Here is a 16,469-nt window from a genome sequence, read left to right on the forward strand (position 1 = left end):
TGTGCCGCAACCGAGCCTGATCCCATGCCCCGAACGAAAGTGACCACCCCATGACGATGACCGCGGAGCAGGCAACCCAGTTCGCCGAGGTGTTCGACCGACTCGTGACCGGGGTGGAACAGGTGCTGCTCGGTAAACACCACGTGATCCGGATGTCGTTCACCGCCCTGCTCAGCGGCGGCCACCTGCTGCTGGAAGACGTGCCGGGAACGGGAAAGACCTCGCTCGCCCGCGCCATCGCCCAGAGTGTCCGCGGCTCAAGCAACCGCGTCCAGTTCACTCCGGACCTCCTGCCAGGCGACATCACCGGCGTGAGTATCTACGACCAGCGCAGCGGAGCCTTCGAGTTCCACCGTGGTCCGATCTTCGCCAACATCGTCCTCGCCGACGAGATCAACCGGGCCAGCCCGAAGACCCAGTCGGCGTTGCTCGAGGTGATGGAGGAAGAGCAGATCACCGCGGACGGCGTGACGCATCCCGTTGCGGCGCCGTTCATGGTGATCGCCACCCAGAACCCGATCGAGCAGGCGGGCACATATCGGCTGCCGGAAGCCCAGCTCGACCGGTTCATCATGAAGGCGTCGATCGGCTACCCGGACCACTCCTCTACGGTGCGCATCCTCGAGGGCGCTGGGCTGCGCGCGCACGAGGCGGTGGTGCCGCCGATCGTGTCCTCCGAGACCGTCGTTGAGCTCGCGGCCCTCGCCCGCACGGTGTTCGTCGACGCCACCATCAACGATTACGTCGCCCGGCTGATCGAAGCCTCACGCACGAGCAAGGAGGTGCGATTGGGCGTGAGCGTCCGCGGCGCCCTGGCCCTCGTCCGCACCGCCAAGACCCTGGCGGCCGCCAACGGTCGCCACTATGTGATCCCCGACGACGTGAAGGAGCTGGCGGAAACCGTGCTCGCCCACCGGCTCGTCCTCGACCCTGAGGCCGAATTCGACGGGGTCACACCGTCCAGTGTGATCGCGCGGATCCTGATCGAGACCCCGCCGCCCAGCGACAGGCTGACTGTGTGAGCCAGGTCAATGTCATCCGCCCCGGTGTGATCCCGGGCAGTGCGGACCTCGTGGGTGGCACCGGCCGGACGGATGTCCCGTCGGAGGTGCAGGCGGGAGCGCCGGGCGGGGTCGACGCGTCCGTCCGCGACGGCAGGCTCGCCGACGCGATCACCCGCACGGTGCGGGCCTGGCGGGCGCTGGCCGAACTCGTTTCAACCATTGGCGGCCTCGTCGCCTCGGTCGTCACGCCGCTCGGCTGGTGCCTCCTCGTCGTGGTGTTCTTCTCGTTCCTCTTCGGCTACGGCCTCGGCTGGACAGAACTCGTCGCGATCGCCTGGTCCGGTTCCGTCCTGGTCGTGGCGGCGTTCTGCTTCCTGATCGGACGCAACGCCTATGAGATCCACCTGTCCCTGCCGGTCGACCGGGTGGTCGTCGGTGCGACGGTACCGGGGGAGGTGACGGTGCAGAACCCGACCAGGCAACGCCTCCCCGGGGTCGCCGTCGAGGTCCCGGTCGGCGCAGGGCTGGCCGAATTCGCCATGCCGGGACTTGCCCGCGGTGGCAGCTTCGACGATGTCTTCATCGTGCCGGCCACCCGGCGCGGGGTCATCCCGATCGGACCGGTGCGTACCGTGCGAGGTGACCCGGTCGGGTTGCTGCGACGGGAGATCGTCTGGGCCGAGCGCGTTGAACTCTTCGTGCACCCGCGCACCATCCCGATCCCGAGCATGAGCACCGGGTTCATCCGCGACCTCGAAGGCAATCCCACCCGCGACCTGACCAACAGCGATGTGTCCTTCCACGCCCTGCGCGAATACGTGCCCGGCGACGAGCGCCGCAGCATCCACTGGAAGAGCACGGCCAAGACCGGTCGCTACATGGTCCGGCAGTATGAGGAGTCGCGCCGCAGCCACCTGATGGTCGCGCTGAGCCTGGCCGAGTCCGATTTCGCGACCGAGGACGAGTTCGAGATGGCGGTCAGCGTGGCCGGCTCGCTCGGCGTGCGGGCGATCCGTGATGCTCGAACCGTCTCGGTCGTGGCCAGCGAGGTGGTTCCGGAGAGCGTCCGGCGGCGAGCATCCACGGTTCACAGCCTGAGCACACTCACCCGCACGCGCCTGCTCGACGACCTGAGCAGGGTGGAACTCTCCGGTGCGGCGCTGCCGGTCAGCGAGTTGGCCAAGGCGGCGGCCGACAAGGTTGCCGGCATCTCGGTGGCCTTCCTGGTCACGGGGTCGTCGACCAGCCTGACCGAACTGCGCGCCGCCGCACATCGTTTCCCGGCCGGAGTCGAGGTGGTCGCCGTGGTCTGCGACCCGGAGAACATACCCAGCCTTCGGAGGGTTTCCGAGCTCAGCGTACTCACCATCGGTTTCCTGGACGACCTGCAGCAAAGCCTGGCCAGGGCGGCCGCCCTGTGAGCGCGCGCAGGGGGGCCAGCCCGGCCCGAAGGCCGCGCAGCGACTGGGGTTTCATCCTCGGGAACACCCTCGGCCTGATGGCGGCCACCTTCGTCGCCGCCACCGCGCTCTGGCCGATCTACCGGAGCACCGAATTCGTCGTGCTCGTCGTCGTCGCGTTTCTCCTGGGTGTGCTTGTCGCTGTTCCCGGCGCGGTCTTCCACTGGCCGGCGTGGCTCGTCGGCCTCGTGACGATCGCCCTCTTCCTGCTGGCCGGGGTGCCCCTGGCCATCCCCGGCGAAGCACTCAACCGGGTCCTTCCGTCCGCCCAGGGCATGCTCGACCTGCTGCGGGCCACGGCCCTCGGCTGGAAACAACTCGTCACGATCGTGCTGCCCGTCGGCTCCTACCAGGCGCTGCTGGTGCCGGCGCTGATCCTGGTGCTGCTCAGCACCGTGGCCGGGTTGTCCATTGCGCTCCGCACCAGAATCGGCGAGCTCGCGGCGCTCGCGCCCGCGGCGCTCTTCATCGCCGGGATCGGCCTGGGGCCGACGAGGGCGGCCACGCCGATCGAATCCGGCCTCGGGCTCTTCGTGGTGCTGCTCTTCTGGCTGCTGTGGCTGCGATCGGTGCGCCGACACGCGATCGTGCGCCTCGTCGCCCAGCAGTCCCGCCGCACCATCGAGTCCGCCGCCGACCGCAGGCTCGGCGCCGCCAGGGGACTGGTCAGCGCCGCCCTGATCATCGCCGTGGCCATCGCGGCCGGCACGGTCGCGGCGATCGCGCTCCCGGTGAGCGTTCCCCGCGACGTGCTGCGTGCCAGAGTGCAGCAGCCGTTCGATCCACGGTCCTATCCCAGCCCGCTCAGCGCATTCCGCGGCTACCTGCAACCGGGCGCGGCCGACGAGGCCCTGCTCGAGGTGAGCGGTCTCCCGGCGGGAGGGCGCATTCGAATCGCCGCCCTCGACAGCTACGACGGCATTGTCTACTCGGTGGGCAGCGCCGCGGTCTCCAGCGCGTCGGGCTCCTTCACGAGGCTGCCCGACCGGCTCGACCAGTCGGTGATCGGCGGGGAACAGACCAGCCTTGCGGTGACCGTCGACGGCTACAACGGCGTCTGGGTCCCCGGCGCCGGAGCGCTCGAACGGATCATCTTCTCCGGGCCGACGGCGGGCGCCCGCTCCGACTCGTTCTTCTACAACGACAACAGCGGCACCGGCGCTGTGCTGACCGGCCTGACCAGGGGAGATCGGTACACGAGCGTCGCCGTGATGCCGCGGGAGCCGGCCACCCTGGCCGTCCTGCAGCCGGGAACGGCCATTCTGCCGCCCCTCGACGTGGTCCCGGACGATTTGGACCAGGTCCTCGCCCGCTACGTCGGGCCGGGCGACCCACCCGGAGTCCAGCTCCAGGCCATGCTGGACGGTCTGAAGGCGGATGGCTACGTCAGTCACGGCGTCGGCGCCGACGAGCCGGTGAGCCGCTCGGGCCACGGTGCAGACCGGATCAGCCAGCTGTTCACCGACCTGCCCATGCTGGGCGACGCCGAGCAGTACTCCGTGGCGGCAGCCCTCCTCGCTCGGCGTCTGGGATTCCCGGCCAGGGTCGTGGTCGGGTTCGTACCTCCGGCCACTGGCGGGTCAGGTTCCGTGACCGTCACCGGCTCCGACATTTCGGCCTGGATCGAGGTTCAATCAGCCGAGGGGCGGTGGGTCACCATCGACCCGAACCCGACGGTGCGCGACATCCCGGCGAAGCAGCCGGACAAACCCGCGGTCGTGTCACGCCCCCAGTCGGTTGTGCCCCCCGCCGTTCCCGACACTGCCGAGCAGCGGGACCCGGCCCCGCCGGAAAGGACGATCGAAGACCCTCCCGCGCCCCTCGACCCGTTGCTCGCCCTCCTGCTCGCCGCCGCCACAGCGGCAGGCTGGGTCCTTCTCGGGTTGACGGTGTTGGCCGCGCCGTTCCTGCTCATCATCGCCGCCAAGGCCAGGCGTCGCAGACTGCGCAGAACCCTCACAGCGCCGCTCGACCGGATCCGCGGCGGCTGGCGCGAATTCGCCGACGCGGCCCTGGACTTCGGCATCGACCTGCCAGCCGCGGCGACCAGGATCGAGGTGGCCGGGGCGGTGGGCGGACCCGGGCCGATGGCCTTCGCCTCGGTCGTCGATGAGGCGGTGTTCGCGCCGGCCCGGCCCGGAACGGTGGAGGCCGATACCATCTGGGCGTCCGTCGCCGAGCTGCGGGCCGGGTTGTCGGACGGGAAGAAGCGCCGGACGAGGCTCGCGGCGCTCGTCTCGCTTCGGTCGTTGGGTCGGTACGCTGGAGGGGCATCCGTTCTTCGGTCCGTGCGGGGCAAGGGAGGATCGGCGACGTGAACTGCCTGATCTGCGGTGCCATGCTGCCGGCCGGCGCCATGTTCTGCGGCGAATGCGGCAGCTCGAGTACGGCCACGCCGAAGACCCGGAAGCGCCCCGACCCGCGCCCCAGCGACACCACCATCATCCAGCCGCTTCCGCGCCAGCGGGTGGTCATCTCGATCCCGCTCGGCGCCGACGGCCGGGTGCAGGTACCGCCCGCAGCTGTGCCTGACACCGTGCCGGAGCCGGTGCCCGCCCCGAAGCCCGTTGCCGCGCCCGTCACCCAGGATTCGCCGCCGGTCGCTTTCGTCATTCCCGCTGCCGTGCCGTCTCCCGCGGTGCAGCCTGCCGTCGAACGTCCAAGGACCTCGCTCTTCGTCCTTCAGTTCAGCACTGGGGAGACGGTCTCAGCCCAGGGCACGGGACTGGTCGGTCGAAGGCCCTTGCCGCAACCGACCGAGCGGTTCGACACCCTGGTGCAGGTCAGCGACCTGGGAATGTCCGTATCGAAGAGCCATCTCGAATTCGGTCAGCATGAAGGCGAATTCTGGATCAGTGACCGTTTTTCGGGTAACGGCACCATCATCCGGCGACCCGACTCGACGTCCGTGCGGTGCGAGCCCGGTCGGCGCTACCTCGTGCCGCGGGGCTCACGCGTCGAGATCGCCGACCAGTTCTTCATGGTGAACTAGCGCTTTCCCTCCCCACCCCGGCCTCGCGAGCGTCCCGCCCGGATTCCCGCCCCGACGTCCCGGCGGGCACGCCCCGTGGTCTCCTTGACCGGTGTTCCGGCCAGACGAGCAACTGATCCTGCCGGCGCGACCGGTCGACCCGCCCGCGCCCGGGTTTCCGTTGATCGCCTGCGCTGCCCCGCTGGTGGTCGCGGTGGCGATCTGGATGCTCACCGGGTCGACCTTCGTGCTCCTCTTCGCCATCCTCGGCCCGGTCATCGCAGTGGGCAGCATGGTAGACGTTCGGCGCACCCGGCGCCGCACACGGATCCGAGCGGAGCAGACCCACCGGGCGGCCCTGGCGGCGCTCCGCACGAAGGTCGAGCAACAGAGGACCTCCCTGGTCCACGCCGCCTGGAGTCGCACACCATCTGCGACCGGCATCCTGAGCGATCCCATCGGAACCGTGCACTGGAGCGCGAGACCGCCCGCGCCGGTGCTGGTGAGCCTGGGCAGCGGCGAGGTGCCCAGCGGGCTGCGGCTGGAGGGCGCCGCCGGCCCCGACGACGAACCCGGAATCCGCGCGCTGGCGGCCACCCTGACAGGCGCGCCGATCACCGCGGACCCGCACGACGGCATCGGCATCGTGGCGTCGTCGATCCTGGGCCGGGCCCTGGCCAGGGGGCTGCTGGTGCAGGTGGCCGCAGCCCTGCCACCTGGCCCGGTCGGCCTCGCCGTGCTGCCGCCGGGCCCCTGGGCGTGGGCGGCGTCCCTCCCGCACGCCGCGGCCCGGTCGCCGGTCCGGCTGATCACCGTGTGTGACACCGGGTCGGCCATCGGGGTTCCGGCCGGATCACGGTCGCTCGTCGCGCTGGCCCGATGCCTGGAGGAACTCCCAACGGGCTGCGACACCATCGTGCGGCTGCACGGGCCGACCCGCGCCGAAATCGTGCGATCGCCCGTGCATGCCGTTGGGCTCTGCTTCCGCCCGGAGCTGGTGACCCTTGACCAGGCCACCGGCTTCGCCGTGCGGCTGGGGGAGAGAGCGCGCACGGCCGGGCTGGTCGGCCGGTACGGGGCCGTTCCCACCGCCGTGACGCTGGCGGAGCTGGCGGAGTCCGACCGGGCGGCCGCCCGGTCTTCGTTGCCGGGGACCGCAGCAGGCACGTCGCGCATGCCGGGCCTAGCCTGCGCGGTCGGGGCCGGTGAAGCGGGCACGGTGATCCTGGACCTCGTCGCAGCAGGCCCGCACGCCGTCGTCGGCGGTACCACCGGCAGTGGTAAGAGTGAACTCCTGGTGACCTGGGTCGCGGCGATGGCCGCAGCCCATCCTCACGATGCGGTGACCTTCCTCCTGATCGACTTCAAGGGCGGCGCCGCGTTCCGCCCCCTGCTCGCCCTGCCGCACTGTGTCGGTCTCATCACCGACCTCGACGGGCGGCAGGCCGGCCGCGCCCTGGCCAGCCTGGCGGCGGAACTGCGGTATCGGGAACGGGCCATGCTCTCGGCCGGCGCCCGCGACATCGCCGAGCTGAACCGGGCAGAGACCCGGTCGAATCCGCTCCCGCGCCTCGTGGTCGTGGTGGACGAATTCGCCACCATGCTCACGGCCTTCCCTGAGCTGCACGCGCTCTTCGTTGACATCGCGGCGCGCGGTCGCTCGCTCGGGGTGCACCTGATCCTCTGTACGCAGCGTCCCACCGGCGTCGTGCGTGACGCCCTGCTCGCGAACTGCAACCTGAGGGTGTCCCTGCGGGTGAACAACCGGGCCGACAGCCAGGCCGTTCTGGGAACGGATGCCGCAGCCGCGCTCTCGGCTGCCGTGCCGGGGCGCTGCCTCGTTTACGCGGGCGAGGGGGACCCTGTGCTGTGCCAGGTGGCGACGACCACGGAGGATGACCTCCGGGCGATCATCGGTCGCGGCGGTGACAAGCCGAGCCCTCGACGGCCCTGGCTCGACCCGCCGCCCCGCCGGGTGACGCGGAGCGACCTGGCCGCCGTCGAGAAGGCGGACGCGGTCACGGGCCGGGAGCCAGGGGGACCGGCGACCGGCGTTCTCCTCGGGCTGCTCGACGAACCCGAGCACCAGCGCTACCGGGTCGCCCGCTACGACCCGGAGCGCGACGGCCATCTCCTCGTCGTCGGGGCCGGGCGCGCCGGAAAGAGTTCCGTGCTGGCCTCCGTCGCGGCCCAGTATTCAGTCACCGCGCAGGTTCTGGATCCCCGGCCCGACGTCGAATCGGTCTGGGACACCCTCGCCGAGGCGCGCGGCAGCCTTGACGCCGGCTCCCGGAACGCCCTGCTCATCCTGCTGGACGACTTCGATTCCGTCTACGCCCGGTGGGGAGACGAGCACCGGGCGGCCGCGCTCGAACGGCTCACGAGTCTCCTCCGCGACGGGCCGGCCGCGGGACTCTTCGTCGGCGTGGCCGTGCAGCACCTCTCCGGCGCACTGCAGGCGCTGCCGGCGTTCTGTCAGAGCCGACTGGTGCTGCGAATGCCGGATGTCGGCGCGCACGTCGCGGCCGGGGCGGACCCGGCCCAGTTCGATGCCGCCCTGCCCCCGGGCGGCGGTTCCTGGAACGGCGCACGCATCCAGCTGCTCCAGCAGGAGCCCGGTGCCGTCCGGCCCCCACCCGGCAGGGAGCCGGAGGCCGTCGTGGGGGACACCCTCGCCGGGCACCGCTCGCTGCTCGTCGTGGCCGGCTCGCCCGCGCGCACCATCGCGGCACTCTCCGCGGCCCATCCCGGGGAGATCGTCAACCTCTCCACCGGCGCCAGTGTGGAGGCCGGCCGGCTCAAGGTGCTGGCCGACGGCGGGGCCATCCTCGTCGGCGACACCGACACGTGGCAGGCGCAGTGGTCGCTGCTCGGGCTGCTCCGCCCGCACACGGCAATCGTGTTCGACGGCTGTGGCCTGGCCGACTTCCGCGCCATCAGCCGGCGCAGGGACCTCCCGCCGCCGCTCGCCCCCGGCCGGAATCGGGTCTGGGTGCTACGCCCCGACGGCGTCGTCGTCCGGGCGACGCTCCCGGTGCCTCGCTGACCACTGCCGGACTCAGGCGAGGACGTCGGCGAGCGCGGCCGTCGGAAGACCGTGCGCGTTCGCGACCGGGGCGCTGGTGACCAGACCCCCGGCCGTGGACAGGCCGAGCGCCAGCGCGGCATCCGCCCGCACGGCATCCTGCCAGCCGCGGTTGGCGAGCAGCCGCACATAGGGCAGCGTGGCATTGGTGAGGGCGTACGTCGACGTGTTCGGCACGGCCCCCGGCATGTTCGCAACGCAGTAGAACAGCGACCGGTGCACGACGAACGTCGGGTCCGCGTGGGTCGTCGGATGCGAGTCCGCAAAACAGCCACCCTGGTCGACCGCGATGTCTACGAGCACGCTGCCCGGTTTCATCCGGGAGACCAGTTCGTTGCTGACCAGCTTGGGGGCCCGTGCACCGGGGATCAGCACCGACCCGATGACGAGGTCGGATTCCACCAGCGCCCGGTCGATCTCGTAGCTGTTTGAGGCGATCGTCTGTACCCGGCCGTAGTGCAGGGCGTCGAGCTCCCGCAGCCGGAACAGGTTGGTGTCGAGAACCGTGACCTGGGCGCCGAGCCCCAGGGCGACCTGCATCGCGGCGGTGCCGGCCACGCCGCCGCCGAGCACGGTGACCCGGGCGGGGTGGGTGCCGGGAACACCGGGAACCAGCAGACCGGGACCACCGTTCGGCTTGAGCATGGCATTGGCGCCGACGATCGGCGCGAGACGCCCGGCGACCTCGCTCATCGGTGCCAGCAAAGGCAGCGCTCGTGAGGGAAGCTGCACGGTCTCATAGGCGATGGCGGTGACCCCGCTCGCCAGCAGGGCCCGGGTCAGAGCTGGCTCTGCGGCCAGGTGGAGGTAGGTGAACAAGAGCAGGTTGGGCCGGAAGTAGCCGTATTCGCTGTCAATCGGCTCCTTGACCTTGAGTAGCAGGTCCGCCGCCGCCCAGGTGGATGGCGCATCGGGCATGATCCTCGCGCCGGCCGCGGCGTACGCCTCGTCGGTGATCGACGAGCCCGCTCCGGCGCCGGTCTCGATCAGCACCTCGTGGCCCAGGGCCACCAGGTCGTGCACGCCCGCCGGGGTGATCGCGACCCTGAACTCGTTGTTCTTGACCTCTGACGGGATTGAGACCTTCATGGTGCTCCTTCGACTGGCCTGGGACCTTCGACTGGCCTGGGACCGTTCCGCCCCTGGGCGCGATTCTAACGGGGGCCACCACCGTTTTCGAGTGCGGATGCCGCCATCAAACACTGATTTCGCGAGAAATGGCATCCACAATTAACGATTTGGCCACTCTTCGGGGTCAAAACAGCTCTCCTGTGCGAGTATCGACCCATTCGCAATGTTGCGCGTGAGAGTTCACCCGTTGAACGATGCAAGGAGACCCCGCAGATGAAGCCCAGGCCGTTGCCCGCAGACCCGATGATCCAGCAACTCATTCGTCAGGCCCAGCGTGCACAGCTGGGGCGGCGCACCCTCCTCACCGGCGCGGGCGCCGGGGCGGCAGCTCTGGCGCTTGCCGCGTGCTCGACCGGCGGCGCAACCAAGCCGAAGGCGGCGACGGACAAGTCCGCCGCGGAGAAGAGTATCCGCTGGGACAACTGGGCGCTCTACATCGACGTGGACGCCGCGGGGAAGTACCCCACGCTCGACGCGTTCACCAAGGAAGCCGGGATCAAGGTCAAGTACACCGAAGCCGTAGACGACAACAACACCTACTACGGCAAGGTGAAGGACCAACTTGCCCTCGGCAAGGACATCGGCGCCGACGCCGTGTGCCTCACCGACTGGATGGTGGGCCGGCTGATTCGGCTCGGCTACACCCAGGAACTCGACCACGCGAACATCCCGAACCTGGCCAACCTGCTGCCGTCACTGAAGGACGTCGGCTTCGACAAGGGCCGCAAGATGTCGGTGCCGTGGCAGGGCGGTTTCGCCGGGATCTGCTGGAACAAGGAGAAGCTCCCGGGCGGGCTGGCCTCGGTCGAGGACCTCTGGGACCCCAAGCTCAAGGGCCGCGTCGGCGTGCTCTCGGAGATGCGCGACACCATGGGCCTGATCATGCAGGACGCCGGCGTGGATGTCTCCGGGGACTGGGGCGACAACGAGTTCAACGCTGCCATCGACGTGCTCAAGAAGCAGGTCTCCGACGGGCAGGTGCGCAACATCAAGGGGAACGCCTACAAGGAGGACCTGATCAACGGGGACACCCTCGCGGCCATCGTTTGGTCGGGCGACATCGTGCAGCTCAACGCCGAGAACGGCGACAAGTGGGATTTCCTCGTCCCGGAAAAGGGCGGCACGCTGTGGAACGACAACTTCGTCGTGCCGGTCGGCTCGACCCATAAGAAGAACGTCGAGGAGCTGATCAACTATTACTACGACCCGGCCGTCGCCGCAGAGGTCGCGGCCTACGTGAACTACATCACACCGGTGGCCGGGGCCAAGGAAGCGGCCATGGCGATCGACCCGGCGCTCGCGAACAACCAGCTCATCTTCCCCGACGACGCCACCCTGGCCAAGGCGCACGTCTTCCGTACCCTGACCGGGGCGGAAGAACAGAAGTACGGCGCGGCATTCCAGAGCATCCTGCTCGGGTCCTGAGCCATGACAACGAGCGCGTTCGCGGCGCAGGGGGCAGACCTTGAACTGGTCGGCATCCAGAAGCGGTTCCCCGGTTTCACGGCAATCGAACACCTTGATCTGAAGATCCCGCCCGGTTCGTTCTTCGCGCTGCTCGGGCCATCCGGATGCGGCAAGACCACCACCCTCCGGCTGGTCGCCGGGCTCGAGGAGCCGACCGCGGGCCGCATACTGATCGGCGGCGAGGACATCACCGGTAAGAAGCCCTACCAACGCCCGGTCAACACCGTCTTCCAGAGCTACGCGCTCTTCCCGCACATGACCGTGCTCGAGAACGTGGCCTTCGGGTTGCGGCGGCGCAGGCTCGACGAACCCGTCGCCAAGGCGCACGAGGCCCTCCGCCTGGTCGAACTGGACCACCTGGCCGCCCGCAAACCCCAGCAGCTCTCCGGTGGCCAGCAGCAGCGGGTGGCGCTGGCACGGGCGATCGTGAACCGACCGGCCCTGTTGCTGCTGGACGAGCCGCTCGGCGCCCTCGACCTCAAGCTGCGCCGGCAGATGCAGCTGGAGCTGAAGACCATCCAGGAAGAGGTGGGCCTGACGTTCCTGCACGTCACCCACGACCAGGAGGAGGCCATGACAATGGCCGACACCGTCGCGGTGATGAACAAGGGGCGGATCGAACAGATGGGCGCGCCGGAAGAGCTCTACGAGCTGCCGAAGACCGCGTTCGTGGCGAACTTCCTCGGGCAGTCGAACCTGTTCACCGGCCCCGTCGTCGGTAGCACCAGCGAGGCCATCGCGGTCGGGGTCGCCGGGCAAAGAATCGTCGTGCCGACCGCGCGGGCCCATCGCCACGTCGGCGAGGTCACCATCGGGATCCGCCCCGAGAAGCTCAGCCTGCACCTGTCTGCCCCCGCCGTGGACCCGGCCCGCAACACCATGGGCCCCGGCCGGGTGATCGACGTCTCCTTCAGCGGGGTGAGCACGCAGTACCTGATCACGGTCCCGCACGTGGGAACGCTCATCGTCTTCGCGCAGAATATGGCCTTTGGTCCCGTCGCCGAGGAGGGCGGGGAGGTCTGGGTCAGCTGGGACATCGAGCACGGCTTCGGTCTGGAAGACGAACCTGCGGACACGCCACGGTTCGAGGCTGACACCACCACGAGGAGTATCGCGGCGCAGAGGCGGGCGTCCCTGATCACGGAGCTCGAGGAGGTCTGACGATGGCGTTCGCCGCGTTCGCCACCACAACCAGCGAGGCGGAGCAGGTGCCCCGGCGCAAGAGCCCGGTCGCGCTCCTGTTGCTGCTTCCCGGCATCCTGTACCTGGTGCTGTTCTTCCTCACCCCGCTCATCTCCTTGCTGCTGACGTCATTCCAGGCCCCGTCCGAGTTCGGCGACATCGGCCAGTACACCTATGCGTTCCGGTGGGAGAACTATTTGCAGGTGGTCACCGACTATCTGCCGCACATCCTGCGCTCGTTCGGTTTTGCGCTGATCGCCACCGTGCTCGCCCTTGTCTTCAGCTACCCGCTCGCCTACTTCATCGGTGTGACGGCCAGGCCCTGGCCGTTGGCGCAGAGCCTCATGCTCGTGCTCGTCATCGCACCGTTCTTCATCAGCTTTCTGCTGCGCACGCTGGCCTGGAAGCAGATCCTCTCGGATGAGTCGTTCATCATCACCTCGCTGAAGGCGGTGGCGCTGATGGCGCCGGATGCTCACTTCACCGGAACGCCCGCAGCCGTCATCTTCGGTCTGACCTACAACTTCATCCCGTTCATGACCCTCCCGCTCTACACGACCCTCGAACGGCTCGACCTGCGCTACCTCGAGGCGGCAAGCGACCTCTACGCGCACCCGGTTGAGGTGTTCCGCAAGGTGACCATCCCGCTGTCGATGCCGGGGATCGTGGCCGGCACCCTGCTGACGTTCATCCCCGCCGCCGGCGACTACGTCAACGCCAGCCGGGACTTTCTCGGCGGGCCGGACAGCCAGATGATCGGAAACGTGATCGAGGCGAACTTCCTGGTGCTGCAGAACTACCCCGCCGCCGCGGCACTCTCGATCATCCTGATGAGCGTGATCCTCATCATCGTGAGCATCTACGTCAAACGCGCCGGAACAGAGGAGCTGCTGTGAGAGTGTCCCTCGGACGGTGGCTGCTGCCGGTCTACGCCGTGCTCGCCCTGCTCTTCCTGATGGTGCCGATCGTTTACACCTTCATCTTCTCGTTCAACGACTCGCAGAAGTCCAACATCACCTGGCGCGGCTTCACCTTCGACAAATGGCTCAACGTCTGCAATGTGCAGAACGGCGCCGTCTGCGAGGCGTTCGGCAACAGCCTCATCATCGGCGCGAGCGCCACTGTTGCCGCGACCGCGCTCGGCACCATGATCGCGATCGCCATCGTGCGGTACCGGTTCCGGTTCCGTTCCAAGGTGAGCCTGCTCCTATTCCTTCCGATGGCCACGCCGGAGGTGGTGCTCGGGGCAGGCCTGGCCGCACAGTTCCTGTCCGTGGGCGTGCCCAAGGACATTGTGACGATCATCCTGGCGCACACCATGTTCTGCATCAGCTTCGTTGTCGTCACGGTCAAGGCCCGGGTGGCGAGCCTCGACCCGGCGTTGGAGGAGGCGGGCCGCGACCTCTACGGTTCGCCCGGCCAGGTCTTCCTGCGGATCACGTTTCCCCTGCTGCTGCCGGGGATCCTCGCCGCCGCGCTGCTCTCCTTCGCGCTGAGCTTCGACGACTTCATCATCACCAACTTCAACTCGGGGGCGGTGACGACGTTCCCGAAGTACATTTACATTTCGGCGTCGCGCGGCATCCCGGCGGAGGCGAACGTGGTGGCCTCAGCGGTGTTCATCCTGGCGCTGGTGATCGTCGTCAGCGCGCAGGTATCGTCGGCCGCGCGGGCGAAACGGCTCGCGAAGTCGGGTTGAGCGCGATCAGACGTAGCTGGCGTGGACCTGGCCCACCTGGCGGCCGCCGCCGTAGACGGCGAGCCCCAGGTCGGGCAGCAGGGCCTCGACGTCGGTGTGTGCGATCGCGCCGGCATCCGCGAGCAGGCGCAGGGCCACGATGGTGGCGGCCCGCAGGTTGCCGTCGAGGATCTTCAGGGCAACGGTGATCCCGTTCGGCGCCGAGGCGACCATGATGCCCTCCGCGCCGGTCTTGATGAACAGGCCGAGCCGTTCGATCACGATGGTGTCCGGCAGCCCGGGGCCGGCGATGACCCACCCGTTCTGCCGCACCGCCTCGGCGAGGAACCCGGCCTCGCGGTAGATCGCGAACGGAGAGTTCGACTTGGACGTGGCGATCCGGGCGATGCCGCGGGCCAGGGCCGTCAGCGAGAGGGCGTGCACGGGCGCACCGCAGCCGTCGACCCCGGTCGCGGAGGGCCGTTCGCCGGTGAACCGCTCGACGACGTCGAGAATGCGCTTCTGCAGCGGATGCTCCGGGTCGAGGTATCCATTCAGTTCCCAGCCGTTCTGCTTGCAGGCGACGAGCATCGCCGCATGCTTTCCCGAGCAGTTCATGTAGACCGGGGCCTTGCCGGCTCCCAGCCGCACCAGCGCGTCGCGGGTGGCCGAGTCGTCGGGCCACGCGGCAGGGCAGCCGAGCGCCGTCTCGGGGATTCCCGCCCGGAAGAGCAGGCCCCGCACGAGGTCGGCATGGCGCTGGGTCCCACTGTGGCTTGCCGTGGCGATCGCCGCGTCCTCCCCGCGCAGGGTGACGCCGCTGGCCATCACGGCGATGGCCTGGAACGGCTTCATCGAGGACCTGGGGAAGATGGGGGTCGTCACAGCGCCGAGGGCGCGGAGGACCGCGCCCTCGCTGGTGAGCACGACCGCGGAACCCGCGTGTCTCGATTCGATGAAGCCGCTGCGCTCGACGACGGCAAGTTCGACCGCGTCTGCGACGGTGAACGTGTGTGGACCGTGCAGGGTCGAGGCTGTGCTGGGAGACGTCACGAGGTTACGACGGGACTACAGCGCGGCGATCGCGTCGTCGATGACCGAGAGGGCATCGGCGAGCAGGGCGTCGGTCACGGCGAGGCTCGGCAGGAAGCGGAGCACGTTGCCGTAGGTGCCGGCGGTGAGCAGCAGTACACCGTTCTGGGCGGCGTAGGCCGCGATCGACGAGACGGCGGCCGCATGGGGTTCCTTGCTGGAGTCCCCGGTGCCGGGCTGCACGAGCTCGATCGCGATCATGGCGCCGCGCCCGCGGATGTCGCCGATGATGTCGTACTTCTCCTTGAGCGCGCCGAGGCCCGCGCGCAGGGTCTTCTCGATCCGGGCGCCTTCGGCGAGCAAGTCGTTGTTCTCGATCGACTCGAAGACCGCGATCGCCGCGGCGCAGGAGACGGGGTTGCCGCCGAACGTTCCGCCGAGGCCGCCGGGCTGGGAGGCATCCATGATCTCGGCGCGACCGGTGACGGCAGCCAGCGGCATACCGCCGGCGATGCCCTTGGCGGTGAGCACGAGGTCGGGGGTCCAGCCGAAGTGCTCGCTGGCGTAGTACTTGCCGGTGCGGGCCATGCCGCTCTGGATCTCGTCGGCGATCATGACGACGCCGTTTGCCGTGCACCAGTCCTGCAGCGCGGTGAAGTAGCCCTCCGCCGGGACCATGAAGCCGCCCTCGCCCTGGATCGGCTCGACCACGAGGCAGGCGAGGTCGGTCGGGCCGACGACCTTCTCGAGGTAGGCGATCGTGCGCTTGGCGGCATCCGCGCCGCTGAGGCCGTCGTGGTAGGGGTATGAACTCGGGGCGTGGTAGACGTCGCTGGCGAGCGGGCCGTACCCGGTCGCGTAGGGCATCGCCTTGTAGTTCATCGCCATGGTGAGCACGGTGCGGCCGTGGTAGGCGTGGTCGAGCACGGCGACGGCGCGGCGGCCGGTGTACTTGCGGGCGATCTTCACGCCGTTCTCCACGGCCTCGGCGCCGGAGTTGATCAGCACTGACTTCTTCGGGAAATCGCCGGGGGTGTGCTTGGCGAGCAGTTCACAGACGCGCACGTACTCCTCGTAGGGCGTGATCGTGAACAAGGTGTGGATGAAGTCCTGCGTCTGGGCGACGGCGGCCGCGACGACGCTCGTCTCGGTGTGGCCGATCGTGGTCACGCCGATGCCCGCGCCGAGGTCGATGAACTGGTTGCCGTCGACGTCGACGATGATGGCACCGTTCGCCGTGGCGATGTAGACGGGAAGTGCCGAACTCACGCCGCCCGAGACGGTGGCCAGGCGTCGCTGCTGCAGTTCGACGGAGCGCGGACCGGGGATCGCGGTCAGGATCCTGCGTTCCTGCGTCACCGTGTAGACGGGTACGGCAGAGGTGGACGGGGTAGTCGAGGGCGTCAGCGTGTCAGTCATGGTGCAACTAGTTTACCGACCCGCCCGGCGACCGCGGTGG

Annotated in this window: 12 protein-coding genes; 9 read left to right on the forward strand and 3 right to left on the reverse strand. The window is 69.1% G+C overall.

Going from position 1 to position 16,469, the window contains the following annotated elements; translation table 11 throughout:
- The first annotated feature begins 50 nt into the window (after positions 1-50).
- The 5 genes from E3O19_RS00420 to E3O19_RS00440 all read left to right on the forward strand — a co-directional run bounded on the left by E3O19_RS00420 (position 51) and on the right by E3O19_RS00440 (position 8,481).
- Positions 51-1,022 (forward strand): AAA family ATPase, encoded by a 972-nt coding sequence (locus E3O19_RS00420; protein ID WP_134564667.1) that lies wholly within the window; start codon positions 51-53, stop codon positions 1,020-1,022.
- Complete coding sequence (locus tag E3O19_RS00425) at positions 1,019-2,425, forward strand: DUF58 domain-containing protein (RefSeq protein WP_241981104.1); 1,407 nt, start codon at positions 1,019-1,021, stop codon at positions 2,423-2,425. Before E3O19_RS00420 ends, E3O19_RS00425 begins: the two co-directional genes overlap by 4 nt.
- Positions 2,422-4,782 (forward strand): transglutaminase-like domain-containing protein, encoded by a 2,361-nt coding sequence (locus tag E3O19_RS00430; protein WP_241981105.1) that lies wholly within the window; start codon positions 2,422-2,424, stop codon positions 4,780-4,782. The genes E3O19_RS00425 and E3O19_RS00430 overlap by 4 nt, the downstream gene beginning before the upstream one ends.
- Entirely contained in the window at positions 4,779-5,456 is a 678-nt protein-coding gene (locus E3O19_RS00435) for an FHA domain-containing protein (RefSeq protein ID WP_134564668.1), read from the forward strand. Before E3O19_RS00430 ends, E3O19_RS00435 begins: the two co-directional genes overlap by 4 nt.
- 91 nt (positions 5,457-5,547) lie before the next feature.
- Positions 5,548-8,481: an FtsK/SpoIIIE domain-containing protein gene (locus E3O19_RS00440; protein ID WP_134564669.1), complete on the forward strand. Its 2,934-nt coding sequence runs from the start codon at positions 5,548-5,550 to the stop codon at positions 8,479-8,481.
- A gap of 12 nt (positions 8,482-8,493) precedes the next feature.
- On the opposite strand, the gene ald is transcribed toward E3O19_RS00440, so the two are convergent.
- The gene (ald, locus tag E3O19_RS00445) at positions 8,494-9,609 is read right to left on the reverse strand and encodes an alanine dehydrogenase (RefSeq protein ID WP_134564670.1); all 1,116 of its coding nucleotides are present in this window, start codon (positions 9,607-9,609) and stop codon (positions 8,494-8,496) included.
- A gap of 255 nt (positions 9,610-9,864) precedes the next feature.
- Here ald and E3O19_RS00450 point away from each other — a divergent pair, with 255 nt between their 5' ends.
- From E3O19_RS00450 to E3O19_RS00465, 4 genes are read left to right on the forward strand one after another with little or no spacing between them, the layout of a single operon-like run.
- Positions 9,865-11,076 (forward strand): ABC transporter substrate-binding protein, encoded by a 1,212-nt coding sequence (locus E3O19_RS00450; protein ID WP_134564671.1) that lies wholly within the window; start codon positions 9,865-9,867, stop codon positions 11,074-11,076.
- Positions 11,077-11,079: 3 nt separating this feature from the next.
- Positions 11,080-12,279, forward strand: a complete 1,200-nt coding sequence (locus E3O19_RS00455; RefSeq protein ID WP_134564672.1) for an ABC transporter ATP-binding protein — start codon at positions 11,080-11,082, stop codon at positions 12,277-12,279.
- A 2-nt stretch (positions 12,280-12,281) separates the two neighbouring features.
- Positions 12,282-13,196 (forward strand): ABC transporter permease, encoded by a 915-nt coding sequence (locus tag E3O19_RS00460; RefSeq protein WP_134564673.1) that lies wholly within the window; start codon positions 12,282-12,284, stop codon positions 13,194-13,196.
- A complete protein-coding gene (locus tag E3O19_RS00465; RefSeq protein ID WP_174776866.1) occupies positions 13,193-13,999 on the forward strand; it encodes an ABC transporter permease in 807 nt (268 codons plus the stop codon). The genes E3O19_RS00460 and E3O19_RS00465 overlap by 4 nt, the downstream gene beginning before the upstream one ends.
- A gap of 6 nt (positions 14,000-14,005) precedes the next feature.
- Here the strand turns inward: E3O19_RS00465 and E3O19_RS00470 are convergent, their stop codons facing one another.
- Together E3O19_RS00470 and gabT are read right to left on the reverse strand one after the other, a co-directional pair.
- Positions 14,006-15,031: an asparaginase gene (locus E3O19_RS00470; RefSeq protein ID WP_166804398.1), complete on the reverse strand. Its 1,026-nt coding sequence runs from the start codon at positions 15,029-15,031 to the stop codon at positions 14,006-14,008.
- 15 nt (positions 15,032-15,046) lie between these two features.
- Positions 15,047-16,429: a 4-aminobutyrate--2-oxoglutarate transaminase gene (gabT, locus tag E3O19_RS00475; RefSeq protein ID WP_134564674.1), complete on the reverse strand. Its 1,383-nt coding sequence runs from the start codon at positions 16,427-16,429 to the stop codon at positions 15,047-15,049.
- Positions 16,430-16,469: the final 40 nt, after the last annotated feature.

This window comes from Cryobacterium algoritolerans, from assembly GCF_004402785.1.
Taxonomy (GTDB): Bacteria; Actinomycetota; Actinomycetes; order Actinomycetales; family Microbacteriaceae; genus Cryobacterium; species Cryobacterium algoritolerans.

Coding starts and splice junctions, on each gene's coding strand:
- E3O19_RS00420 (WP_134564667.1), top strand. CDS start 51: ATGACGATGACCGCGGAGCAGGCAACCCAGTTCGCCGAGGTGTTCGAC.
- ald (WP_134564670.1), bottom strand. CDS start 9,609: ATGAAGGTCTCAATCCCGTCAGAGGTCAAGAACAACGAGTTCAGGGTC.
- E3O19_RS00450 (WP_134564671.1), top strand. CDS start 9,865: ATGAAGCCCAGGCCGTTGCCCGCAGACCCGATGATCCAGCAACTCATT.
- E3O19_RS00455 (WP_134564672.1), top strand. CDS start 11,080: ATGACAACGAGCGCGTTCGCGGCGCAGGGGGCAGACCTTGAACTGGTC.
- E3O19_RS00460 (WP_134564673.1), top strand. CDS start 12,282: ATGGCGTTCGCCGCGTTCGCCACCACAACCAGCGAGGCGGAGCAGGTG.
- gabT (WP_134564674.1), bottom strand. CDS start 16,429: ATGACTGACACGCTGACGCCCTCGACTACCCCGTCCACCTCTGCCGTA.